Source organism: Streptomyces mobaraensis NBRC 13819 = DSM 40847, assembly GCF_017916255.1.
GTDB lineage: Bacteria > Actinomycetota > Actinomycetes > Streptomycetales > Streptomycetaceae > Streptomyces > Streptomyces mobaraensis.
In genome coordinates this window covers 5,043,962-5,066,956 of record NZ_CP072827.1, presented here as the reverse complement: position 1 = coordinate 5,066,956, position 22,995 = coordinate 5,043,962, and the positions used below count along the sequence as shown (strand labels likewise).

The following is a 22,995-nucleotide window of genomic DNA, read 5'->3' as shown; positions in this document are numbered from 1 at the left end:
TCAGCGCTCCCGTCGGTTGTCGGGGGACACCTTGGGCGTCGGAGCCGGTTTGACACCCACCTGCTGCCGGATCCATCCGGCGACGGCGGCCCGGGCGATTCCGTCGTAGAAGACGTCGCTCATCTTGGCGAATCCATCGTCGTTCGGATGGAGCCTGTCGATGAGGTCCTGCTTCGTGAGCCTGCCCATGTCCACGTGGCCGATGTGGAATCCTCTGCGCCGGCGTTCCGCCACCACGGTCGGCACCGCGGCGTTGAAGGCGTCGATGCGTTTCCGTGTACGGGGGTCCCCGGCCGGAACGAGTGTGGAGACCAGCACGGTCATGTCGGGGGCGGCCGATGTGATCCTGTCGATGAGCTCGCCCAACCGGCCGGGGGCGTCGTCCACGCCGTAGCCGTAGTCGTAGGCCAGGTCGTTCGTCCCTATGTGCAGGAGGACGACGTTGGGCTTGGCCGCCGGCAGCCAGGTGCCGATGTTGGTCGAGATGTCGTCGATCTGCCACCCCGGATGGCCTTCGTTATCGGGGTCGGGAAGCCGGCCGCTCCGCTCCGAGCCGACGAAATCCAGCGTTCCGGCATGCTTGGCGAGCCGGTTCCGCAGTGTGCCCCGGTACCCGGAGCCGTCCGAGCTGCCGACGCCATAGGTGATCGAATCACCCAGCGGCATCACCACGAGGCGGGGCACCTTCCAGTGCGTGCCGCGGTCCCCCGGTTCACCGTCGGACGCGTGGACTGCCCCCGTGCCCGCCAGGAGCACCGCGGCGAGCACGATGGCACTCTTCCGGGTGGCCGCTCGCCCGGTCGCCCGGGATGTCCCCGACTCTTCGCGCACCCACTGACGTTCCGTACCCAATGCGCCGCTCCTTGACCCGACTCACGTCCGAGAGGTGCGTCCTCTCACCACGGACTTGTGAGTCGTCACCGCGAGCGTTCGCGGGGCACCGCCGGTAACGGCCTTGCCACAGGGGCTACTTGAACCACCCGAGGCGCCGCTACCCCCGATACGGCTCGAAGTCCCGGTACGGCCGGGAGCGTTGGCTGACCGAGAGGGCGCGGGGGCGGCGCCTCCCAGGCGGCCGGTGAAGTCGCGGCCGGCGGCGGCGTTGGCGGCGCGGCCGAGGACCAGGGGTGGCCGACCAGGGGTGGCCGGGGCCGAGGGAGGCAGCCAGGCCCGCGCGGGCGGACTCGAACACGACGAGGGCCTCGGCCCGCTCGTTCACCCCTTATATGACGATTTCGTCATGTAAGGTGAGGTCATGACGGCTGCGACGCGACGAGAGATCTACCGCCAGCTGCGCTCACTGGCCGAACACCTCACGCCGCCGGCGCCCCTGAGCCCACATGTCGAGATCAGCGACGGCCAGATCATCATGATGATGAGTCCCGCAGGACGTCATGGCCTCGCCGCCCTGCGCATCGAACGCCAACTCCAGCCGCAGCTGCCTCCCGGGATCGTCGCCACCACCTCGGGCGACATCGAGGCGGCCGACCTCGGCCAGCTGCGCCGTCCCGACGTCCTCGTCCTTCCCGAAGCCGCCATGGACACGGACGACGCCATCGACCCCGAGGCCCTGCTGGCAGCCGTCGAGATCGTCTCGCCCTCCAACCCGGAGAACGACTACGAGAGCAAGGTGCGCCACTACCCCCGGCTCGGCATCCCGCACTATCTGATCGTCGACCCTCGTGACGGCACGTGCGTCCACTACTGGGCCATCACATCGAAGAACGGCGTCCCGGAGTACAGCGCCAGGGTTCCTTACACCTTCGGCGACAAGATCACCATCAGCGACTGGGTCATCGACACCGGTGAACTGCCGCGCTACAACGCGGCGCCGCAGTGAACACCGCGGCCCTCGTCCGCTCCCGGAGGATCGAGCTCGGCCTTTCCCAGGCCGAGCTCGCCACCCGCGCGGGCACAGGACAGGCATTCGTCTCGCGCGTCGAGTCCGGCAAGGCGATACCGACCCTTCCGGTTCTCCAACGCCTGGCCGCCGCCCTCGAATGCGACATCACGGTGAGCCTCACACCCCGCCGGTAGCGGCCGACCCGTCTCAGTGGGAACCGCCTCCCGGTCGGCACCTCTTATCCCAGGTACGGCTCGAAGTCCCAGTACGGCCGGGAGCGTTGGCGGGCCGAGAGGGCGTGGGGGTGTTGGGCGCCCAGGGTGCGGGCGAGGCGCTGGAGGGCGTCTTCCTCCACCTTCTCCGCTTCCTCGTGCTCCCTCAGCGCCCGCAGGTCCGCCGCCAGGGCCACTTCGCAGGAGAGGGTGAAGGGGTGGTCCTGGCCCAGGGCGGTGCGGGCGCGGCGGAGGGTGTCGCGGCTGAGGTCGGCGGCGCTCTCCAGGCGGCCGGTGAAGTTGCGGCCGGCGGCGGCGTTGAGGGCGCAGCCGAGGACCCAGGGGTGGTCGGGGCCGAGGGAGGCGGCCAGGCCCGCGTAGGCGGACTCGAACATGGTGAGGGCCTCGGCCCGTTCACCGGCGGCCTGGAGGACAAGGCCCGTGTTGGAGAGCATGCCGGTGCTGATGGGGTGGGCGGGGCCGAGGAGGGTGCGGAAGCCGCTCTCGCCCTCCTCGATGAGCTCGCGGGCCTGCCGGATGTCGCCGTGCTCGCGGGCGTAGTTGCCGAAGTCCACGACGAGGCCCATGGTGGCGTAGTGCCGGCGGCCGTGGACCTGCTCCATCTGTTCGAGGAGACCGGCCATGGCGCCGGTGAGGTCCTGCGGGGAGCCGGCGCGGCGCTGGCAGAGCAGCAGGTTGTGGCGGGCGCGCAGGGTCTGCGGGTGGTTGGCGCCCAGGACCTGGATGTGCAGCCGCATGCCGAGCTCCTGGCGGGCCAGGGCGTCGCCGTAGCGGCCCATCAGGCGCAGGTCGCGGGCGCAGGCGATGCCGGAGACCAGGGTGGCGGCGTGCCGGGCGCGGAGCTGGTTCTCGCGGGCGCGCAGGGTCTCCAGGTCGATGTCGTACGCCTCGGAGTAGCGGCCGAGCAGCCGGAGGCCGACGCCGAGGTTGTGCTGGGCGAGGAGGGTGGTGTAGTCGTCGGGGCCGAGCAGTTCGAGGGCCGTGTTGAGGACTTCGCGCTGCATCTGGAGGGCCTCGGTGTACTGGCCGAGGAAGCGCTGGTCGGCGGCGAGGCAGCTGGTGGCCGTCATCAGGCTGCCGGCGTCGGTGTCCGGGAGGGCGCGCAGCCGCTCCAGGCACTCGCGGTCGAGCTCGTAGGCGGCCCGGAAGAGGCCGTGGGCGCGCAGGATGTTGCCCTGCTGGGTGGTGAGTTCGACCATCCGGGGGTGCTCGGGCGGGAACATCTCGGACCACTGGGTGCGGATCTGCTCCGCCAGCTCGACGCCGGTGCGGAACTCGCCGCTGTGCATGCAGTAGCGCAGCAGGTTGAGGACGGTCTCCTGGACCCGGTAGTCGTGGCTGCCGAGCGCGCCGGAGGGCTCCAGGTGCGGCAGCAGCTCGGCGTAGCGGGGCCAGAGCCGGCTGTCCTGGGGGTTGCCCGGGTCGGCGGCGGCGATCATGCGGCGGACGATGCGGCGGTGCAGCTGCCGTTCCTCGGGTGAGGTGAGGCGGGCGACGATGTCGTGGACCAGCCGGTGCATGTGCACCGACTCCTGCTCGGGTCCGGGCTCGTGCGCCTGGGTGGTGCGCAGGTCGCGCGATTCGCGGGTGAACACCGAGTAGTTGACCAGGGTGTCGAGCGCCCGCGTCCAGCTCGGCAGGTCGGACACCAGCCAGCCGAGGCTGTCGGGCAGCTGGGCGGGCGGCATGACGCGGATGAGGCCGATCGGGATCCGGCCGGCCCCGAACGACGTGCAGAGGGTGAGGAGTTCGACGGCGTGGGGCTGGGTCTCGCGGAGCCGGTTGATCAGTATCGACCAGGAGGTGATCATCGAGGTGGGGATGCCCTCGTACTCGCCGTGGTCGGCCAGGCCGACCCCGTCGCCGTCCCGGACCATCCGCAGGTAGTCGGCGACCTCCATGTCCGACTCGCCCAGCCAGGCGGCGGCCTGGACCAGGGCGATGGGCACGTCGCCGAGCTCGGAGGCGACGGCGTCGGCCTGTTCGGCGGTGAGCCGGGGGGCGCGGCGCATCAGGTAGCCGGTGCTCTCGTGCCGCTGGAAGCCCGGTACGTCGACGGTGGCGCCGTACCGGTCCCAGAGGCGGTTGCGCGAGGTGATCAGGACGTGCCCCTGGCCCCAGGGCAGGATCTCGTCGACGAGGTCGGTGTCGTCCCAGCCGTCGAAGATGATCAGCCAGTTCTTGTAGGGCTCGCCGCGGCGCAGCGCCTCGCGCAGCGCGCGGATGCGCTCACCGGGCTCGGAGCCGACGTCGAGCTGCAACTCGGGGGCGAGCTCGCCGAACCGCTCGCGCTGGGTGCCGCGGGTGTCGGAGTTGACCCACCAGACGACGTCGTAGTCGGAGCTGAACCGGTGCGCGTACTCGGCGGCCATCTGCGTCTTGCCGATGCCGGACATGCCGACGAGGACGCAGACGGCGGTGCCGCGGTCGGCGTCCATCAGCTGCTCCTGGACCTGGTTGAGCAGGTCGTCGCGGCCGGTGAAGCGGCGGTTGCGGCGGGGGACGTCGCCCCAGACGGCCGGCGGGTCGTTGGGGTAGCGGGCGCCCGGGCCGGCGGGGAGCGGGCGCCGGGGCGGGCCCTCGGGCAGCTGAAGGCGGGCGAGGAGCCGGCGCTCGGCCTCGGGCGCGCCGACGCCCCAGAGGTCGGCCGGCTCCAGGACGGCGGTGGCGGGGAGGAGCGCCCGGTTGGTGAGGTTGACGGCGGCGAAGCGGTCGACGTTGTCCGCGACGATGCCGCGCAGCGCCTCGTTCCACTCGTCCTCGCGGCGCGGGCCGAGTTCGAAGAACCAGTCGCTGAGCACCAGCAGGATCCGGCCCCTGGCGAGCAGCAGGTCGCCCAGCGCGGCCTCCAGGGGGACCTCTCGGGGCGGGTCCCAGCGGTGGAGTGTCGTCCGGTGGCCGTGGCTTTCCAGCCGGTGCTGGATCCAGGTCGCCCAAGGCCGGTAGAAGCCGGCGAAGACGATGGTGAAGTGCTCGCCGACCCGGTCCTGCGCACCGGCGCCGACCTGATACCGCTGCGTGTTCATGCGCGTCCCTCGTTCCTTCGCACCGCGTGGTCCGGGCGGCCGCCCGGGGGTCCGGTGCGGCGACATCATCACTGTACGTCATCACATGATGACGCACCGGCGATGCCGGGCGCCATGCGTCCGGTTCGTCCCAGACTCAGGAGGAGCCGTTCCATGCCCGTCGCGAACTCCCGGCCCGCGGGAGTCAGTTCACTGGATTCAAGCAGGATGGGCACCGCTTCCGCGACCTGTCGGCGGTACGAATCGCACCGGGTCCGCGCCTCCTCGCGCACCGCGTCCGGCAGGGCGGTCCCCCGGGCCGCCCGGTCCCAGAACTCGGCGAGGGCCAGATGCGCGTACGTCCCCTGGAACACACCGGCGAGCGGGCGGGGATCGGGCCGCCAGGCGACCCGGTGCACGGCCGCGGGACCGGCGTCGTGCAGCGGGACGAGGTCGTGCAGCACGGCCAGTTTCGTGTGCTGGGTCTCGTGGACGAGCACCTCGGCCAGGTCGGCGGCGGTGCGCGGCAGGGTGGCCAGTATGGCGCCGGGCGCCGCCCGGGCGGTGGCGCTGACCTCGGTCTCCCCGCCGTCCGCCGGGCCGGCGACGGGCACCAGGCAGCGCAGCAGCGCGGTGGTCTCGGCGGCCCGCCGCGGGTCGGTGGCGCGCAGCAGGCCCAGGGCGGCGCGCCAGCGGCGGGTCCAGGGCCGGCCGGCGCCCGCGGTGCGGCCGGAAGGCGGCAGGGCGGTCCGGCCGACGCCGGTGGCGGGGGCGCGGTAGGGGTCGAGGTCGTCCAGGACGGCGGCGGCGCCGGGCAGCCTGCGCAGGCCGTGCCAGCCCGTCCCGGCGCCGGTGACCCGGCGGGCGCCGCGCAGCAGCACCGGCCCGTGGTGCGCGGGGTGGCGGCCGGCGCCGGGCACGGTGAGGCGGGCGGTACGGGCCCGGGCGGTGAGCCGGACGACGGGGGCTCCGGCTTCCAGCAGGCCGATGCCGGGGAGGGCCAGCGTCCCCGCGGGGGCGGCGAGTTCGGCCGTGAAGGCGGCCCCGGAGCGGAGTGCGGCGGCGGCGGCGACGGACCCGAAGTGCTCCAGCTCGGCGGCGAGCGGGGCGCCTTGGGGCGCGGCCAGGGCGCGCGCCAGCCAGTTGCCGACGGAGGGGTAGTCGAGGGTGTCGCGAACCGCCGGCGCGTGCCGCGCCTCCGCGCGCTCCATCAGGCTCCAATGCGCCTCGAACCGCTCCCGCGCGGAGGCGGGGACGGCGCGCGGGTCCCGTTCCAGGCGGGTCAGCAGGGACTTGAGGAGGACGAGGCGTCTGCTGTGCAGGGCGTGCAGGAGGAGCGCGAGGTCGTCGGCCGTGGCGCGCGTCCGCGCGAGCCGCTCCAGCGCGTCCGGCGCCACGAGGCTCACGGCGAGCGGCAGGGAGGCGGTGGCGAGGGGCCGAGGGGGGTCGCCGGCCCGTCGCGCGGCCGGGCGCGGCCGTACGGACACCGGCGCCCGCGCTCCCGCCCCGCGCCCCGCGTCCCCCGCGGGACGCGGCGGCGGCGCGGGCCGCCGTCCGGGCGGTGTCCCCGCGGCCGGCTCCCCACTCCGTTCCCCGCTCTGTTCTCCGCTCGTCACGCGCCCGCCCCGGCCGCCTCCTCCACCGGCTCCCGTAAGCGGCCCCCCTGGTGGCCGCTGGAGTACCAGGTCTCGTCCAGCTCGGCCGGCCGCCGGAGCGTGCTGTCGACGGCGGCGGCCAGGCCGGGATCCCGCAGGCCGCGCAGGCCGCGCAGGCCGACGCCTCGAAGGTCGGGCAGCGGCGGCGCCGCCCCCGCTCCGCCCGCGGGGTCCGACGCGGCGGCGTTCCTGTGCTTGGCCACCCTCTGCTCCTCCCTGCCATGGTTCCCTGCCGCGGCTCCCGCCGGACGTCCGGTGGACGGCCCCCTCGCGGCTGCTCGGTTCTTCCCGGGCGCCGTAATCCGGAAACCCGTTCGGACCACGTACGGTCACCCCCCGGAAAGGCGGGCGACGCTTTCCCGGGTGGCCGCGACCTCCTCCCAGGGCACCTCCGCCAGCCGGGCGGTGAGGTCGCGCCACTCCCCCGCCGCGGCCCGGTACGCGGCCAGGGCCTGCCGGCGCAGCCCCATCCGCTCCAGGGCCTCGCCGTAGCGGTGCGAGGCGCGGGCGGCGACGACCGAGCCCGGCTCGTCCCCGGCGCTGCGGCGCGCCTGTTCGGCCGCGGCGGCGAAGGCGTCGGCCGCGTCGGTCAGCGGCAGGCCGGGCGAGCGCTCCCGCAGGGCGAGCCGCGCGGTGCCCAGCTCCAGCCACGCCTCCGCGCGGGTGTCGCCGTCCGGCGCCCGGCGGGCGGCCTGTTCCAGCAGGTGACAGCTTTCGTAGAGGTCGGGCAGGAAGCCGAGCCGGCCGTAGCGCAGCACCAGGGCGCGCCCGAGCAGCAGTTGGAGGCGCGGGCGGCGTGGCGAGCGCCCGGGGCTCACGGCGTACGCCTCGCGCAGGACCGCCTCCGCGCGGGAGACCGTCCCGGTGTCCCCGGCCGGCCCGGCCGCCTCGGCGCGGCCGAGGAGCGACTCGCCCCACTCGGTGAGCAGTTGGCAGCGGCGCGGGCTGTCGCGGCCGGTGAGGGCGACGGCGGCGGTGTACGCCTCGTCGGCCCGCGGGCCGTCGCCCGCGCCGGTGTGCGCGCGGGCGCGTTCGAGGTGGGCGTAGAGCGACTGGAGTTCGTCCGCGGCGGCCTCGGCGGCCCGGTCGAGGACGGCGAGCGTGTCCGCGGCGGGTTCGCCGGCCAGCCGCAGGGCACGGCCCAGGTCCAGCAGGGCGGCGCAGCGCCGCCCGTCGGGCGCGTCCTCGGCCTCCAGCAGCTCGCAGGCGGCGCGGAGTTCGACGGCGGCCTCGGCGGCGCGCGGGACCCTCGACTCGGTGCCGGACTCGGCGAGGGCCAGCAGGACCCGGCCCAGCCGCAGCCGGCGGTCGGTCCGGGCGGGCAGGGCCCGCAGGACCGCCTCGGCGGCCGTGAGGTCGGAACCGTCGGCGGGATCGGCCGCGGCCCGCCAGCGGGCCCAGTGGGCGGCGGCCAGTTCGAGGCCGGTGGCGGTGTGCGCGTCGGTGCCGGCGGCGGTGCGCTCCCCGGTGCCGGGGGGCGTGTGCGCGTGGGCCTCGGCGAGCAGGGCGACGGCCCGGTCCAGCAGCTCGCGGCGGCCGGCGGGATCGTCGCGGACGGCCTCGGTGCCGGCCAGGGCCAGCAGGACGCCGCCGAGCACGAACCGGGCGCGGACCGCCTCGTCGCGTCCGTCGCCGTGCGGCCCGGCGAGCGGGGCCGCCGCCAGGGGGGCGACGAGGCCGCGCGCCTCGTGCAGCAGGGCGGAGTCGCCCTGGTCGTGCCAGAGCCGCAGCAGGCCCGCCGCCTCGCCGACCGGCCCGGTCTCCGGGGGCGTCGGCCGGTACCAGCGCACCACCCGGGCCGGGACCCGGGCGAACAGCTCGGGTTCCGCGCCGGAGGAGCCGGAGGGATCGGCGGAGTCGGCGGGGTCGTCGGCGCCGGTGTCGGGCAGCGGACGGCCGCGCAGCCGCGCGACCGCGAGGGCGGAGAAGTTGCGGGCGCTCCGGCCGAAGTGCCGCTCCACGTAGTCGGAGCAGTGCTTGAGCACCAGGGTGGCCTCGTCCACCCCGAGGGACTGGAGCAGCAGCTCCCGGACGCCGTCGGCGAACTCGTACCAGGGGCCGGTGGCCGCGTCGCTGCCCGTCGGGGCGGGCACCCGCCAGAGCAGCCCGCCGAGCAGCACCTCGGCCAGCTCCATGGCCCCGGTGTCGGGCAGCATCGCCCGCTGCACCATCTGCATCACGGGCAACGCCAGGGGAACGGCCGCGAAGTGCGTCGCCAGGCGCAGGGCGCCGGGCGAGGCCGTGGCGCGGAACGCGGCCAGGCGGGCGTCCGCGGTGAGGTTCCCGGTCTCCTCCGGGGGCGGTGGCGCCGACGCCGGATGCTCCGGGAGCACCCAGCCGGCCGCGCCGTGCACGGCCGTCCGCCCGGGGCCGGACAGCAGCCGGGCCCACGCGCCCAGCGCCTCGCGGACGGGCAGCAGGACGGGCACGGGCAGTGCGCCCCGCGGCGGGGGCGGGCCGAAGGCGTCCGGCTCGAAGCCCAGCCGGCCGCCCGACAGGGGGTCGCGGGTGAGCGTCCCGCCCTCGGCGGGCAGCGCGGTGCGCGGCCAGAGCCTGGGCGGCAGCGGCTGGACGACGGCGAGCGGCGCGGTCGCGGACCAGCGGTGCAGCAGCCGCTGGGCGCGCCCCTCCTGCCACAGGGGACCCACGCAGTCACTGATGACCAGGGTGAGCCGGCGGCCGGAGGGGTCGAGGAACTGGTCTGCGGGGCGCGGGCGTTGCCGGGACGAGCCGGGAGCGCCGCCGGCCGCCGAGGTGGCGATCAGGGGCGTACCGTCGGGCGCCCGGTGCAGATACCGCACCCGGACGTCGCGGAAGACGCCCAACTGCGAACAGGTCTGCTCCATTTCGTCCAGCATCCGCTCCCAGACGACCATGGAGGCGGAGGTGTCCATCAGTAACTGCATGGCCGCCGCCTGCCGTTCGCCCCGGCGGTAGGCGGGGTGGACGACGCCCGTGCGGGCCGCGCGGTCGGCGGTGGCGTCCTCGTCCAGCGGCCCGCGCGGGGGCGCGGCGAGCGACCGGTAGCCGCGCAGCGGGCGCAGGGCGCGCTGCAGCCCCAGCAGGCCGGGCAGGGAGGCGGCGCAGGGCACCCGGACGGGGAACGTCCGCTCGACGGCGTCGGTGGCCCGGGCCGGACCCATGCCCCGGCCGGCCGCCGCGGCGGTCTCACCCGTCCCGCGCGCCCCACGGCCGTCGAGGCGCACGCCGACGGAACCCTCGGGCGCCGGCTCCCCGCCGCCCGCCGAGGGCAGCCGGGGCTCGTCCGGAACCCGGGCGCGGTCGGTGAGCCCGGACCGCCGGCCGGTCGCGGCAGCGGCCGTCTCACCGGCCGCCGCGCGCTCTGCGCCCTCCCCGGACGGGGTGGGCGCCCCCGGGCCCGGGGTCATCCGTCCGGCCAGCCACACCGCGTCGGCTATCTCCTCGGCGGTCACGTCCTGGGAGGTGGCCCGCAACCGGCCGACCAGCTCCTCCAGCCACGGCTCGGGGGGCGCCGTCATCGCTCATCACCTCGGGCGGTCCAGCGGTTGCATCAGCATGTCGGCGAGCCGTTCTCGGGTGACGCGTTCCGCGCTGGGGGCGTGCTGGGTGAGGAACAGGGCGTTCAGCAGCTGGTCGGCGGCGACCACCTCGCCCGGCTCGCGCCGCAGGAACCGCTGGATCAGCTCGCTCCCGTCCGTCACCGCGTCGTCGCCCAGGTGCGCCCGGACCATCGCGGTGAGCTGCTCCTCGCCCGGCGGTTCGAGGTCGAGCTGGATGCAGCGGCGCAGCAGGGCGGCCGGGAAGTCGCGCTCGCCGTTGGAGGTGAGGACGATGAGCGGGAAGGTGGTGCAGCGGACCAGGCCGGAGCGGACCACCGCCCGGCCGCCGTCGTCCGTCCCCACCTCGACCTCGGGCTCGCGGTCGGCGATCCGCTCCAGCTCGTGGATCCGGAACTCGCCCTCCTCCAGCACGTTCAGCAGGTCGTTGGGGAGGTCGAGATCGCTCTTGTCCAGCTCGTCGATGAGCAGCACGCGGGGCCGCTCCGCCGGGAGCAGGGCGGTGCCGAGCGGACCCAGCCGCAGGTAGGAGCCGATGGAGTGGCGCTCGCCGACGTCCGCGCCGGCCCGCTCCAACTGCACGTCCTGGAGGCGGGCGATGGCGTCGTAGTGGTAGAGGCCGTCCCGCAGGGTGGAGCGGCTGACGATCGGCCAGCGCAGCACGCGGCCGAGCTTGAGCTCGTAGGCGACCGCGTGGGCCAAAGTGGACTTTCCGGTTCCGGGCGTGCCCGTCACCAGCAGCGGACGGCGCAGGTACAGCGCGGCGTTGACCGCCTCGACCTCCTCGGGCCGCGGGTGGTGGTTCTCCACCAGCCGGCGCTGCACCCCCAGCCGGCGGGCCGCGCTCGGGTCCGTGCCGGCGCCGGTGTCGGGCCCGGCCGCGGCGAAGTCGCGCCAGGGGGGCGGCGGAGGCAATCGCCGGACGCCGTCGTGCGGCAGGCCGGCTCCCCGGTAGATGCGCCAATCGTTCACATCGGGCTCCTCGTTGCCGGCGTGGCTCTCCCGGCTGTCACCGGCCGGGCCCCCACGCGTCCGCCGTCGCCGCTTCCGCTCCCCGGACGACGGTACCGGTCCGGGCGCGGCGTGCCGAGCCTTTCCGTCTCGTCCGTCTCGCTCCGTCGTTTCCCTGTCACTTCCCTGTCACTCCGCCGGGACACCTTCACGCCCCGCCTTCCGGGCGCATACCCGGCGCGGACAGCGGCGGACCGGGCGGCGCCGGATGCTCCGGCCGGTCCAACAGCAGGGCGATCGACCTCGCCCAGCGCGCCTCCTCGTCCGGCTGTTCGGGGTCGGCGCAGCGAATCCGCAGGTTGCGCAGCCGGCGGTGGAGTCCCTCGGCCGTGGCCGCCTCGCACACCAGTCGGGAGACCTCATCGTGGAATTCGGCGCAATCGAGGTGCTCCCCGGCGCATCCCCGCCAGATCACCACCGCGTGCCCGGCGGCGAGCGCCGCGTCCAGGGCCATGGCGCCCGGGCCGTGCGAGACCGGCCCGCAGAAGACCGGGACGGCGCCCGGGTCCACGTCCGAGAGCCGGGCGTACGCCGCGTGCCTGCTCTCCGGCCGCCGCGCGCCGTGCCCGGGGACGGGCACCTCCGCGCGCAGCGGTACGGCGGTCATCGGGCCGGCCGTACAGCCGTTCCACCGCCGCTGCCACTCCGGGAAGTGGCGCCGGTCCCGGCGGCGGCGGTCCCGGACGACCACGACGCGGCGCTGGCCGAGCGGCATGGTGTGCGGGTCCAGGCCGTCGTCGTCCGTCCCGGGCGGCACCAGCCGCCAGTCGGCCACCGGCTCGTCGAACAGCTCGCGCGGCAGGACGAGTTGGAGCGCCGCCAGGTGCTCGCCCACGTCGCCCTGGCGCAGCGCCTCCGCTATCGGTTCGCGCAGCGCCTCGCGGAGCTCGGCCCGGCGGGCACCCTGGGCGTCGTCGTGGAGCGGGGTGATCCGGTCGTCCTGCCCGAGCAGTTTGACGCGCCACGGGTAGCGGTCGCCGTACATCAGGGCGTCCACCTCGACGAGCACGTCGGCCCGGGCCTGGAGGTCGGTCTCCTCGGCGGGCTCCACCGGGCCCGGCCGGTCCTTGACCAGGACGACGCCGACGGGCGGCTCCGGCCGGTCGGGGCCGGGGTCGCGGCGGCCGTGCAGGATCCGCTGGACCTCCTTGCGGATGACGTCCTGCACCTGGTCCGCCTTGCCGGTCACCCAGCCGGCCAGCTCGCGCAGCGGGCCGGCGTCGGCGGGGTCGCCGAACCTGCTGACGGCCGCCGCCACCCACGCCGCGTACAGCAGGACCGCCTCCAGCTCCAGGTCCCGCCCCGGGCCCGAGCCGGCGCCCGGCCAGCCCGTGCGCCCGGCGCGGCCCTCCGCGCCGTCCCGCACGTCGTAGAGGAGGCCGACGCCCTCGCGCCAGGTGCGCGGATCGTGCTCGACGCCGGGCTGGTAGGGCTCCTGGACGACCCGGCTCTTGGCCTGGTCGACCAGGGCCATCACCTCGCCGGGCGTCCGGGGCTGGGTCAGTTCGGCGAGGCGGGCGAACAGCTGGGTGCGCAGCACCGGGGTGAACCCTTCGGCCGCCGGACGCAGGCCCTTCTGGATGCCCGTCCAGCTGCGGCCGGTGCCGACCGCGCGGTAGTGCCGCAGGTGGTAGCGGTCGTGCGCGCGGACGACGGTGTGCAGGCGGTCGCGCCCGGGGCGGTCGTTGGCGATCCGCCGCAGGGCGGTGATCGGCACCGCGAGCCCGTGGCTCTGTCCCCGCCCCTTGCTCACCCCGATGACCGCGCCCCGGCCGGTGTCCACCACCGGACCGCCGGAGCAGCCCTCCACCGGGATCTCGCCGCGCAGCAGCATCGCCCGGCCGCTGCCGTCGCCGCCGGCGGCGGTGCCCGTGCCGTAGCGCCAGCCCAGCTCGCCGGTCTCCCGCGACCAGCCGTAGACGGCCACGTCGGCCGGGACCACCGCCGAACGGTCGCTCATCCAGAGGCACTCGGCGCCGTGCGCGTCCGCGACCTCGACCAGCGCCAGATCGGGCAGCGGCCAGCGGTCCGGGAGGCGCTCGGGGTCGTCCGGGCGCGGCAGGACGAACGCCACCCTGCCCTCGTGGACGCGGTCGTCGCCGTCCGTGACCTCGATGGCCGCGGTGCCGTCCAGTACGCCGCCGCCCCCGTTCCCCACGACGTGAGCGCAGGTGACGGCCCAGCCGGGGGCGATGAAGAACCCCGTGCCCCAGAACCGGTCGTCTACGGACAGCTCCCCGTCGTCGGCCGCGGAGACGCGGACGACGGACCGGCGCACGGTGGCTTCATGGGGGTTCAAGGAGCGCTGGGGGTCGTGGGCGCCCCGGGGGCGCCGCCGGTGGCCGGTCCGCTCTCCTTCCAGGTGAGCGTCACGTTGATCGACGCCTTGCCGCCCGCGTCGGTGAGCAGACTGATGACCTGGCCGGACTGGGCGGACAACTCGATGCCGAACTGCACCTGCACCTCGTGCGGCCGGGCCGCCGCGACCCCCATGCGCAGCGAGTCGACGACCCCGCGCACGGTGTCCGCGAGCCCGTTCGCCAACCGCGCGACGCGGCGCGCCGCCGTCGAGTCCTTGTACCCGCCGCTCCCGGGCGAGCCCAGCTCCTGCGCTTCGCTGATCCTGGCCCACACGACCGTGCCGTCGTCGAGCCGCACCTGGGTGATCCCGTCCATCACGCGTCCCCCCGTCGTCGCGCTGTCACCGCTGTCGTGACCGCGATGATGCAGCAGGCTAGCCCTCGGACGTGACGGGCGCGAGAGGCCGTGGCCAACGCCCCGCGCCGGAGCCGCCGGGAGCCGCCTATCCTGAGGACGATCCTGACCCTTTCGTACCCCCTGTTGACGGAGAGAGCGTTGTACTTCACCGACCGCGGCATCGAGGAGCTGGAGAACCGACGGGGCGAGGAGGAGGTCACCCTCGGATGGGTGGCCGAACAGCTGCGCACCTTCGTCGACCTCAACCCGGACTTCGAGGTACCGGTGGAACGCCTGGCGACGTGGCTGGCGCGGCTGGACGACGAGGATGACGAATAGGGCGCGCTTCAGGCCGTCCGGCGTTTGAGGGGGCCGGCCTCTACCAGCCCGTCCGGCGCTTGAGGACGCCAGCCCCCACCAGCCCGTCCGGCGTTTGAGGACAACCGCGCGGAGCGCGGTTTGGGGGGGTGCGGGGGGACACCCCCGCGAGAAACGGTGAAAGGGCGGGACTGGGGCACCCCCGGCCGCAAGGCCACCCTCAGGAGTCCCCGCGCCCCGCCCGCCACCGGTCGTACAGCAACGTCAACGCGCCGTCGGCGACCAGCACGGCACCGGCCGCCCGCCACCCACGCCGCGCGCCACCTCGCGACCAAGCCAACAGCACGACGCCGGCGGCGACTTCGGCCTTACCAAGAGCCCGCGCCCGCGGCCCCCGCGTCCACGCCCCGAGCGCCCCGCGCTCAGCCGCGCCCAGCCCCCCGCAAACCGCCGCCCGCCACCCGGGCCAGTCCACGGGCTCCGCGCCCGGCAGCGCCCCGGCCGCCTCGCAGAGCCGCCCGGCGGCCAGCCCGGGAACGACACCCGGGCCGAGCTGGAGGCCCGCCCGCGCCAGGACGGCGGCGAGGCCGAGAACCCGGGCGGGCCCGTCCGCCTCCGCGTCCGGCCGCGTCAGCCGGTCGAGCGCCGCCCCGTCGAGCACCGGGTCGAGACCGAGCCGGGTGCGGAGGGTGGTCAGCGCCTCCTCCTCGCCGAGGGGCGTGCCGTCCGGGAGCCAGGTGTGGCCCACGGTGCGGCGGAAGCCCGCCGCCACCACGAACCCCGCGCCGTCCGCGTCCCACCACAGGCCGACGACCGGCCAGTTGTCGGCCACCGTCAGGGCGTGCGCCCAGTCCCCCGCGACCGCGGCGAGGTGGGTGCCGGCCTCGCGCCAGGACTCGGCCGCGGGCACCAGGACGCTCCAGCCCTCGCCCGCCGGGGCCAGCACCATCGGCCGTCGCAGCAGCTGCGCGACGGGTCGTACGCGGTCGGGGGCGGCCCGGCAGAGCAGCAGCAGCCCCGCGGCCGGGATGTGATCGGTAGCGGACATGCGCCAACGCTATGCCACCGGGGTGGGCTTGACTTCACGAGCCCGCGATATATCGTGTTTACCAGAGACGCGATAAGACGCGATATGCCGTGGCGGCGCGCACCGCACGCCCCGGGGTCGCGCCCGACCGCGACCGAGCCACGCCGGCGCGACCGGCCCACGCCGCCCAAGGAGGCCCGCATGCCCACCCCGCCGGAGTGGTCGCTGACCGCACCCGAGAACCTGACCTTCGAGGAGCCGGTCGCCTCCCTGGAAGTTCGCCTCGTGAACGGCGCCGTCAACATCGTCGGCACCGACGCGGGCCCCGCCCGCCTGGAGCTGTCCGCGCACTCCGGGGCGCCCCTCCTTGTCACCCACAAGGATGGAGCGCTGACGGTCGGGTACGAGGACCTCGCCTGGAAGAACATCCTCAGCCGGATCGCCCACGGCATACGCCACCGCTCGGTCACGGTCACGCTGGCCGTCCCCACCGGCACCCGCGTCAAGGTCGGCGTCGTCGGGGCGCACGCCGTCGTCTCGGGCATCTCGGGAGCCACGGACGTCCGCGGCGTCACCGGGAACGCCACGCTGGTCGGCCTGTCCGGCCCGGTCCGGGCCGAGACGGTCTCCGGCGACGTGGAGGCCCAGTCCCTCTCCGGGACGCTGCGCCACAACTCCGTCTCCGGCGAGCTCACCCTCGTCGACTGCCGGAGCGAGGCGGTGAAGTCCGACACGGTCACCGGCGGCATCGTCATCGACCTCGCCGAACCCACCGCGCCCGTCCCCGGTCCGGCACCCTCCCTGGAGCTCAACACCGTCTCCGGCGACGTCGCCCTGCGCCTGCCCGGCTCGACGGACGCCGTCGTGGAGGCCGGCACCGCCACCGGCGCCGTCTCCAACGCGTTCGCCGAGCTCCGGCAGTCCGGCGAATGGGCCGGCCGGCGCCTCACCGGCCGACTGGGCCGGGCCACCGGCCTGGTACGGGCCACCAGCGTCTCGGGGGCCCTGGCCGTCCTCCGCCGTCCCCCGGCCGCCGACGCCTTCACCGACGGCCACGACGGCCACGACGGGCCCGATCAGCCCGACGCACCCGACGCGCCCGCCGACACCCCCGCCCAGGGAAAGGTCCTCTGATGCCCCCCGTCTTCGCCCACGGCCGCCTCCGCCTCTACCTGCTCAAGCTGCTCGACGAGGCCCCGCGCCACGGCTACGAGATCATCCGGCTGCTGGAGGAGCGCTTCCAGGGGCTCTACGCCCCCTCCGCCGGCACCGTCTACCCCCGGCTCGCCAAGCTGGAGGCCGAGGGTCTGGTCACCCACACCACCGAGGGCGGCCGCAAGGTGTACGCGATCACCGACGCGGGCCGCGCCGAACTCGGCGGCCGGGCCGGTGAACTGGCCGGTCTGGAACAGGAGATCCAGGAGTCCGTCACGGCCCTCGCCGCCGACATCCAGGAGGACGTCCGCGGCGCGGCCGGCGCCCTGCGCCGCGAGCTGCGCGAGGCCGCGGGCCGGCTGCGCGACGGCGCCCCGGGGGCCGACGGGCAGGGCGGCGACCCCTTCGCCGGGATGAAGGAGGAGCTGCGCCGGGCCAAGGAGGAGTGGAAGGAGCAGGCCCGCCGCGCGAAGGAGGAGAGCCGACGGGCCCGCCAGGAGGCCCAGCAGGCCCGCCACCAGGCGCGACAGGCTCAGGAGCACACCCGCGAGGAGGTCCTCCGCATCAAGGAGCGCGTCCAGGAGCAGGTCCGCGAGCACGCCCGGAGCGGCGACTGGCCGACCGGTCTCATGGAGGGCGTCTCCGCGCTCGCCAAGGAGCTCGGCGCACTGGCGGGCGGCCGTCCCGAGGCCGGCCCAGGGGCCCCGACGGTACGCGTCGAGCGCGCGGACGCGCCCGAGTGGGCGTCGGTGGACTACACCCACTCCGCCGATCCGGCCCGCGACCTCGACCGCCTGCTGGACCGCTTCCGCGACGAGATCCGCGACGCGGCCCGCGACCACGGAGTGACCGCGGGGCAACTCGCCGAGTGCCGGGAGCACTTGGCCGAGGCGGCGGTCCGGATAGGAGGAGTGCTGCGGAAGTGAGGCGCGGGGCGCGCTGCGTCGCGCGGGGTTCCCGCGGTCCTCACCACGCGACGAGTGGTCGGCACCGCATGTGGTCGGCGCGACGGGCGGCCGGTGCCACGCGTCAGGCACCCGGGCGGCGCACCTGGCCCGGCTGTCAGGGGTGGACCTGCCGCGCCACCACCCCGACCGCCGCCCCCGGCCGGGCGCGTACCGTCACCCGGCCGCGTTCGCCGGGGCGGACGTACGCCGCGTCCGCGCGGGCCGGGCCGGAGACCGTGACGCGCCAGCCGCGCGGGGCCGGCGGCAGGGTCAGGTCCGTCCGGCCGCCGCCCGCCGCCGAGGCGGTGTACTCCAGACGGAAGACGCCGTCCCGGGGGTCGTACGCCGTGTGCCGCACATCGCCCGCCACGGCCGGCGCGTACGGCCGGGCCGTGTCCTCCTTGTGCCGCTGGAAGCGGCCGTCGCGGTCCAGGGCGCAGTAGCCGCCGCCGTAGCACCAGGTCCAGCCGGCCCAGCCGGAGCCGTAGCGGTCCAGGGACGCGAGCGCGTCCGCGTAGTAGCGGCCCATGTTCGGCAGGGTGCTGTCGGGCGGCCCCCACTCGCCCACCACGACGGGGATCCGCCGCTCGCGCGGGTAGCGGACGACGGCGGCCTCGTAGCGTTCGATCCAGCGAGAAGCCGGGTCGTAGTCCGCGCCGGTCTCCATGGATGTCTCGTAGAAGTGCGGCGCGTAGACGATCCGGCCGCCCGGGTCCTCGATCCGGCCGAGGGAGGTCGGGACGCCCTCGCCGACGACGGGCGTGGGCTCGACGAGGATCCGGTGCTTCCGGTCGACCGCGCGGATCGCGCCGACGAGCCGGTTGTACATGGCGGTGATCTGGGTGGCCTCCACCCGGCGCGCGGCGGCGGGCAGGTCCTCGCCCGGACGCATCCGGCCCATCGGCTCGTTGATCAGGTCGTAGCCGTACACGGCGGGGTGCCCGGCCAGCCGGCCGGCCAGCACCCGCCACATCCGCTGCTGGGCCCGTCGCAGGTCCGCGTCCTCGTAGAGGTGCTCGAACGCGGCCTGCACGCCGGGTTCGAAGTACTCGGCGAACCAGTCGCCCGGGTGCGGCCGGTAGGGCAGGCCGTCGGTGCGGGTGGCCCACTCGGGGATGCCCCGGTGGCCGCCGAACGCCGGCCCGTAGACGTCCTGGTGGGCGTCGATCACGACCCTGACGCGGTAGCGGGCCGCCCAGTCCAGGATCCGTTCGATCTTCCGCAGGTAGCGCTCGCTGTAGTGGCCGGGCCGGCGTTCGAGGTCGTCCCAGAAGACCGCGAGCCGGGCGAAGTCGAAGCCGCGGGCCGACAGGTCCCGGAGGTGGCGCTCGGTGATGTCCTCCAGGGCGCGGTCGCCGCGGTGGTCCTTGTCGGCGAGGTTCCAGCCGCGGAGGGTGAGGGTCCGCCCGGTGTCGTCGGTCAGCGGGGGGATCCCGTCACCCGGCGCGGCCGGAGCGGCCGGAATGGCAGGAGCGGCAGGGGCGGCTTCGGCCCGTGATGTCGGAGTGGCGAGTGGTGCGACAGCTGTCAGCAGCGCGAGCGCCGAGGCCACAACGGGCCCCGGGCGGCGCGCACGTCTCGTCCGCATCCGACGGTCATACCGTCAGGACCACCTTCCCGAACAGCTCGCCCTCGGCCATCCTTTCGAGCCCTTCGCGTGCCCGGTCCAGCGGGAGCACCGAGTCGATCACCGGCCGGACGCCGGTGGCCGCGCAGAAGGCCAGCAGGTCCGCCAGCTCCTCCTTGCTGCCCATGGTCGAGCCGACGATCCTCAGCTCCAGGAAGAAGACCCGGGTCAGCTCCACGGCCGACGGATTGGGGCCGCTGGTGGCGCCGGAGATGACGAGCGTGCCGCCCGGCTTAAGGGATTTGACCGAGTGCGACCAGGTCGCGGCGCCGACGGTCTCGATGACCGCGTCCACCCGGTGCGGCAGCCGGGCGCCCGGCTCGAACGCGTCCTCCGCGCCCAGTTCCACGGCGCGCCGCCGCTTGGCCTCGTCCCGGCTGGTCGCGAAGACCCGCAGGCCCGCCGCCGCGCCCAGCACGATCGCGGCGGTGGCCACGCCGCCGCCGGCGCCCTGCACCAGGACGCTCTGCCCGGGGCGGACGTTCGCGTTGGTGAACAGCATCCGGTAGGCGGTCAGCCAGGCCGTCGGCAGGCAGGTGGCCTCCTCGAAGGACAGCTCCTTCGGCTTCGGCAGCAGGTTCCAGGCCGGGACGGTGACCCGCTCGGCGAACGTGCCCTGATAGCGCTCGGTGAGCAGCGAGCGCGGCTCGTCCGGGCCGACTCCATGGCCGGTCTGGCCGATGACGGAGTGGACGACGACCTCGTTGCCGTCCTCGTCGATCCCGGCGGCGTCGCAGCCGAGGATCATCGGGAAGGCGTCCTCCTTGATCCCCACCCCGCGCAGGGTCCACAGGTCGTGGTGGTTGAGGGAGGCGGCCTTGACGGTGACGGTCGTCCAGCCGGGACGTACCTCGGGCTCGGGGCGTTCGCCCAGTTGGAGCCCGTTGAGCGGCTGGTCCCGGTCGATGCGTGCGGCATAGGCGGCGAACATGGTGCGAACCTAGCGGGGCTCTTGGCGCGGGGGAACGGGGGCGCGGTGTGACGCGGCTCGCGTCCCTGCGGGGGGGGGTGCCCCGGCCCCGCCCTTTCACCGTTTCTCGCGGGGCGAGAGCCCCCGCACCCCCCGAAACCGCGCTCCGCGCGGTTGTCCTCAAACGCCGGACGGGCTGACCAGGCAGCCCGTCCGGTGTCTGAGGACCTCAAGTCGGACGGCTACCGCCGCGCGACCCCGTCCGCCCGAGCCGCCGCGGCCACAGCGGCCGTCACCGCCGGGGCGACGCGCTCGTCGAACGGCGAGGGGATGACGCGGTCGGCGCTCAGCTCGTCGGCGACGACCGCGGCCAGCGCCTCGGCCGCGGCGAGCTTCATGCCCTCGGTGATCCGCGAGGCCCGCACCTGGAGGGCGCCCGCGAAGATGCCCGGGAAGGCGAGCACGTTGTTGATCTGGTTGGGGTAGTCGCTGCGCCCGGTGGCCACCACGGCCGCGTACTTGTGGGCGACGTCCGGGTGGATCTCCGGGTTGGGGTTGGCCATCGCGAAGATCAGCGCGTTGTCGGCCATCTTCGCGACCGCCGCCTCGGGGACCGTGCCGCCGGAGACGCCGATGAAGACGTCCGCGCCGTCCAGGGCGGACTCCAGGGGCCCGGCGAGCCCGGCCTTGTTGGTGAACCCGGCCAGTTCCCGCTTGACGTCCGTCAGGTCGGCGCGGTCGCGGGAGACGATGCCCTTGCGGTCGCACACGGCCACGTCGCCGATGCCCGCCTCGACCAGGATGCGCGCGATGGCGACGCCGGCCGCGCCGGCGCCGGAGATCACGGCCCGCAGGTCGCCGAGGGTGCGTCCGGTGAGCTTGGCCGCGTTGCGCAGGGCGGCGAGAGTGACGACGGCGGTGCCGTGCTGGTCGTCGTGGAAGACCGGGATGTCCAGCCGCTCCTGCAGCCGCCGCTCGACCTCGAAGCAGCGGGGGGCGGAGATGTCCTCCAGGTTGACGCCGCCGAAGGACGGCGCGAGGCGGACGACGGTCTCGACGAGCTCGTCCACCTCGCGGCAGTCGAGCGCGATCGGCACCGCGTCCACGCCGCCGAACTGCTTGAAGAGGATGGCCTTGCCCTCCATCACGGGCAGGGACGCCTCGGGACCGATGTCCCCGAGGCCGAGGACGGCGCTGCCGTCCGTGACCACGGCGACGACCTGGGACTTCCAGGTGTAGTCGTGGACGAGTTCGGGCTGTTCCGCGATCGCGGTGCACACCTTGGCGACGCCCGGTGTGTAGGCGAGGGACAGGTCGTCCTTGTCCCGCACGGGCACGGTCGCCCGCACCGCCATCTTGCCACCGCGGTGCAGCGCGAAGGCCGGATCGAAGGGCTCCTCCTGAGCACCCTCCTCCGCACCGCTCCCGCTGAGAGGATTGACGATCTCCGCTGCCACTTTCTTGACCCCTTTGTCGAGATGTCCATCGAGGGTATATCCGTCCCCTGGAGTGCGGGGCGGCCGGGCGGGTGTCCGCTCGTCCCGGCGGATGGCCGGGGCCTGGAGCGACCGCCGTGCGGGCGGTCCGCGCGCGGGAGCGCGAGCGAGGAGTGCGGACACCGGGCGCGCTGCACGACGCGCCGTGAGCCCCGGGTGCGGGGTAAGGGCCCTTTCTACCGGATGAGCGCTACGGCCGACGAGTGAGTTACGAGGTTCTCTGCCACGCCGCGCCGATGTCGGCCGGAAATCGGTGTCAACTGATACTCCGAGTCCATGGAGTGAGACGTGAGGCTCGTGATGTGCGTCTCGCTCCCGGAACGAACGGAAGCGGTCAACCAACCCCACACCACCCGAACAACCCTCTTCAGCAAGACGATCATCCCGTTATCCGATTTTGACATTGCTGGCCCCCCGAACGGTGTAGTCCAGATGGCAAGATGCCCCAAACACCCGAGGTCGCGGCAGCCGGTGAAGTGTGCTGACGCCCTCGGCGCGGCCTCGCAGCCCGTTTTTTCCTTGAACAGTCCGTGTGAAGAGTCGGCTATCCCCTCACCCGCAGGAGGAACCAGCAATGACCGCAAGCACCACCCCCCGCCCGGCTGCCGCCAGGAGTCGTTTGGCCGCCGCCGGCGCGATCGCGGTCGCCGGCGCCCTGCTGCTGACCGGTTGCGGCGACCAGACCAAGAACAAGGACAAGGACGGCGACTCGTCGTCGGCCGGCGCCTCGGCCCCGCTGTTCGACAAGCTGCCGCAGTCCGTCAAAGGCTCCCGGGTGATCCGGGTGGGCTCGGACATCGCCTACCCGCCGGTGGAGTTCGTCAAGGACGGCAAGACCGTCGGCATCGACCCGGACATCGCCGACGCGCTCGGCAAGCAGCTCGGCGTCCGCTTCACGTTCAACAACTCCAAGTTCGACTCGCTCGTCGCGGGCCTTCGTTCGAAGCGCTACGACATCGCCATGTCGGCCATGACCGACACCAAGGACCGGCAGAACGGCGTCGATCCCAAGACCAAGAAGAAGGTCTCCGACGGTCTCGACTTCGTCGACTACTTCCAGGCCGGCGTCTCCCTCTACACGCCCAAGGGCAAGACCCAGGGGATCAAGGGCTGGCAGGACCTGTGCGGCAAGAAGGTCGTCGTCCAGCGCGGCACCGTCTCGCAGGACCTCACCAACGCCCAGTCGGAGAAGTGCGGCGACAACAAGATCTCCATCGAGGCGTACGACACCGACGTGCTGGCCCAGACCCGGCTGCGCAGCGGCGGCGCGGACGCCGGTGCCAGCGACTTCCCCGTCGCCGCCTACGCGGTGAAGACCTCCGGCGGCGGCAACGACTTCGAGATCGTCGGCGACCAGGTGGAGGCGGCCCCGTACGGCATCGCCGTCGGCAAGGACAACGCCCAGCTCCGCGACGCCATCAAGGCCGCCATGGACGCCATCATCAAGAACGGCGAGTACCAGAAGATCATGGACAAGTGGGGCGTCTCGGCGGGCGCCATCAAGGAAGCCAAGGTCAACGGCGGTTCCTGAC

General features: G+C 74.5%; 18 protein-coding genes. 6 read left to right on the top strand and 12 right to left on the bottom strand.

Going from position 1 to position 22,995, the window contains the following annotated elements:
- On the bottom strand, nt 1-768 hold the full coding sequence (locus tag J7W19_RS21940; RefSeq protein ID WP_004937720.1) for an SGNH/GDSL hydrolase family protein: 768 nt from the start codon (nt 766-768) through the stop codon (nt 1-3).
- A gap of 487 nt (nt 769-1,255) precedes the next feature.
- On the opposite strand from J7W19_RS21940, the gene J7W19_RS21935 reads away from it, so the two are divergent.
- Both J7W19_RS21935 and J7W19_RS21930 read left to right on the top strand, forming a co-directional pair.
- Nucleotides 1,256-1,840, top strand: coding sequence for a Uma2 family endonuclease (locus tag J7W19_RS21935; protein ID WP_004937717.1), 585 nt, complete (start codon nt 1,256-1,258; stop codon nt 1,838-1,840).
- Nucleotides 1,837-2,037: a helix-turn-helix domain-containing protein gene (locus J7W19_RS21930; protein WP_004937712.1), complete on the top strand. Its 201-nt coding sequence runs from the start codon at nt 1,837-1,839 to the stop codon at nt 2,035-2,037. The genes J7W19_RS21935 and J7W19_RS21930 overlap by 4 nt, the downstream gene beginning before the upstream one ends.
- A gap of 44 nt (nt 2,038-2,081) precedes the next feature.
- Here J7W19_RS21930 and fxsT read toward each other — a convergent pair whose 3' ends face one another.
- The 7 genes from fxsT to J7W19_RS21895 form a co-directional block, all read right to left on the bottom strand.
- Complete coding sequence (gene fxsT, locus J7W19_RS21925; RefSeq protein WP_004937709.1) at nt 2,082-5,102, bottom strand: FxSxx-COOH system tetratricopeptide repeat protein; 3,021 nt, start codon at nt 5,100-5,102, stop codon at nt 2,082-2,084.
- 68 nt (nt 5,103-5,170) lie between these two features.
- Entirely contained in the window at nt 5,171-6,568 is a 1,398-nt protein-coding gene (locus J7W19_RS21920) for an aKG-HExxH-type peptide beta-hydroxylase (protein ID WP_004937708.1), read from the bottom strand.
- Nucleotides 6,569-6,693: 125 nt separating this feature from the next.
- Nucleotides 6,694-6,939: a hypothetical protein gene (locus J7W19_RS21915; RefSeq protein WP_004937706.1), complete on the bottom strand. Its 246-nt coding sequence runs from the start codon at nt 6,937-6,939 to the stop codon at nt 6,694-6,696.
- 126 nt (nt 6,940-7,065) lie between these two features.
- Entirely contained in the window at nt 7,066-10,236 is a 3,171-nt protein-coding gene (locus tag J7W19_RS21910) for an SAV_2336 N-terminal domain-related protein (RefSeq protein WP_004937704.1), read from the bottom strand.
- Nucleotides 10,237-10,242: 6 nt separating this feature from the next.
- Entirely contained in the window at nt 10,243-11,247 is a 1,005-nt protein-coding gene (locus tag J7W19_RS21905) for an AAA family ATPase (RefSeq protein WP_004937700.1), read from the bottom strand.
- Between the two features lie 187 nt (nt 11,248-11,434).
- On the bottom strand, nt 11,435-13,564 hold the full coding sequence (locus tag J7W19_RS21900) for a VMAP-C domain-containing protein (protein ID WP_004937698.1): 2,130 nt from the start codon (nt 13,562-13,564) through the stop codon (nt 11,435-11,437).
- Between the two features lie 17 nt (nt 13,565-13,581).
- Entirely contained in the window at nt 13,582-13,962 is a 381-nt protein-coding gene (locus J7W19_RS21895) for a CU044_2847 family protein (protein ID WP_004937696.1), read from the bottom strand.
- A gap of 180 nt (nt 13,963-14,142) precedes the next feature.
- On the opposite strand from J7W19_RS21895, the gene J7W19_RS21890 reads away from it, so the two are divergent.
- Entirely contained in the window at nt 14,143-14,322 is a 180-nt protein-coding gene (locus J7W19_RS21890; RefSeq protein WP_004937694.1) for a DUF6104 family protein, read from the top strand.
- A gap of 199 nt (nt 14,323-14,521) precedes the next feature.
- On the opposite strand, the gene J7W19_RS21885 is transcribed toward J7W19_RS21890, so the two are convergent.
- Complete coding sequence (locus tag J7W19_RS21885; protein ID WP_004937692.1) at nt 14,522-15,349, bottom strand: hypothetical protein; 828 nt, start codon at nt 15,347-15,349, stop codon at nt 14,522-14,524.
- Nucleotides 15,350-15,529: 180 nt separating this feature from the next.
- Between J7W19_RS21885 and J7W19_RS21880 the strand changes: the two genes are divergently transcribed.
- Entirely contained in the window at nt 15,530-16,462 is a 933-nt protein-coding gene (locus tag J7W19_RS21880) for a DUF4097 family beta strand repeat-containing protein (RefSeq protein ID WP_004937690.1), read from the top strand.
- The gene (locus J7W19_RS21875) at nt 16,462-17,409 is read left to right on the top strand and encodes a PadR family transcriptional regulator (protein WP_004937687.1); all 948 of its coding nucleotides are present in this window, start codon (nt 16,462-16,464) and stop codon (nt 17,407-17,409) included. The genes J7W19_RS21880 and J7W19_RS21875 overlap by 1 nt, the downstream gene beginning before the upstream one ends.
- A 136-nt stretch (nt 17,410-17,545) precedes the next feature.
- On the opposite strand, the gene J7W19_RS21870 is transcribed toward J7W19_RS21875, so the two are convergent.
- The 3 genes from J7W19_RS21870 to J7W19_RS21860 form a co-directional block, all read right to left on the bottom strand.
- Entirely contained in the window at nt 17,546-19,018 is a 1,473-nt protein-coding gene (locus J7W19_RS21870) for a cellulase family glycosylhydrolase (RefSeq protein WP_051072437.1), read from the bottom strand.
- 7 nt (nt 19,019-19,025) lie between these two features.
- Entirely contained in the window at nt 19,026-19,988 is a 963-nt protein-coding gene (locus J7W19_RS21865; protein ID WP_004937683.1) for a zinc-binding dehydrogenase, read from the bottom strand.
- 221 nt (nt 19,989-20,209) lie between these two features.
- Nucleotides 20,210-21,424, bottom strand: a complete 1,215-nt coding sequence (locus tag J7W19_RS21860) for an NAD(P)-dependent malic enzyme (protein WP_004937681.1) — start codon at nt 21,422-21,424, stop codon at nt 20,210-20,212.
- A gap of 613 nt (nt 21,425-22,037) precedes the next feature.
- On the opposite strand from J7W19_RS21860, the gene J7W19_RS21855 reads away from it, so the two are divergent.
- Complete coding sequence (locus tag J7W19_RS21855; protein WP_040887378.1) at nt 22,038-22,994, top strand: ABC transporter substrate-binding protein; 957 nt, start codon at nt 22,038-22,040, stop codon at nt 22,992-22,994.
- The last annotated feature ends 1 nt before the right edge of the window (nt 22,995 follow it).

Bases quoted from the DNA above. Each gene is read 5' to 3' on its own strand.
- J7W19_RS21880 (WP_004937690.1), top strand. From the start codon at position 15,530: ATGCCCACCCCGCCGGAGTGGTCGCTGACCGCACCCGAGAACCTGACC.
- J7W19_RS21895 (WP_004937696.1), bottom strand. From the start codon at position 13,962: ATGGACGGGATCACCCAGGTGCGGCTCGACGACGGCACGGTCGTGTGG.
- J7W19_RS21875 (WP_004937687.1), top strand. From the start codon at position 16,462: ATGCCCCCCGTCTTCGCCCACGGCCGCCTCCGCCTCTACCTGCTCAAG.
- J7W19_RS21885 (WP_004937692.1), bottom strand. From the start codon at position 15,349: ATGTCCGCTACCGATCACATCCCGGCCGCGGGGCTGCTGCTGCTCTGC.
- fxsT (WP_004937709.1), bottom strand. From the start codon at position 5,102: ATGAACACGCAGCGGTATCAGGTCGGCGCCGGTGCGCAGGACCGGGTC.
- J7W19_RS21935 (WP_004937717.1), top strand. From the start codon at position 1,256: ATGACGGCTGCGACGCGACGAGAGATCTACCGCCAGCTGCGCTCACTG.
- J7W19_RS21910 (WP_004937704.1), bottom strand. From the start codon at position 10,236: ATGACGGCGCCCCCCGAGCCGTGGCTGGAGGAGCTGGTCGGCCGGTTG.
- J7W19_RS21855 (WP_040887378.1), top strand. From the start codon at position 22,038: ATGACCGCAAGCACCACCCCCCGCCCGGCTGCCGCCAGGAGTCGTTTG.
- J7W19_RS21865 (WP_004937683.1), bottom strand. From the start codon at position 19,988: ATGTTCGCCGCCTATGCCGCACGCATCGACCGGGACCAGCCGCTCAAC.
- J7W19_RS21870 (WP_051072437.1), bottom strand. From the start codon at position 19,018: ATGCGGACGAGACGTGCGCGCCGCCCGGGGCCCGTTGTGGCCTCGGCG.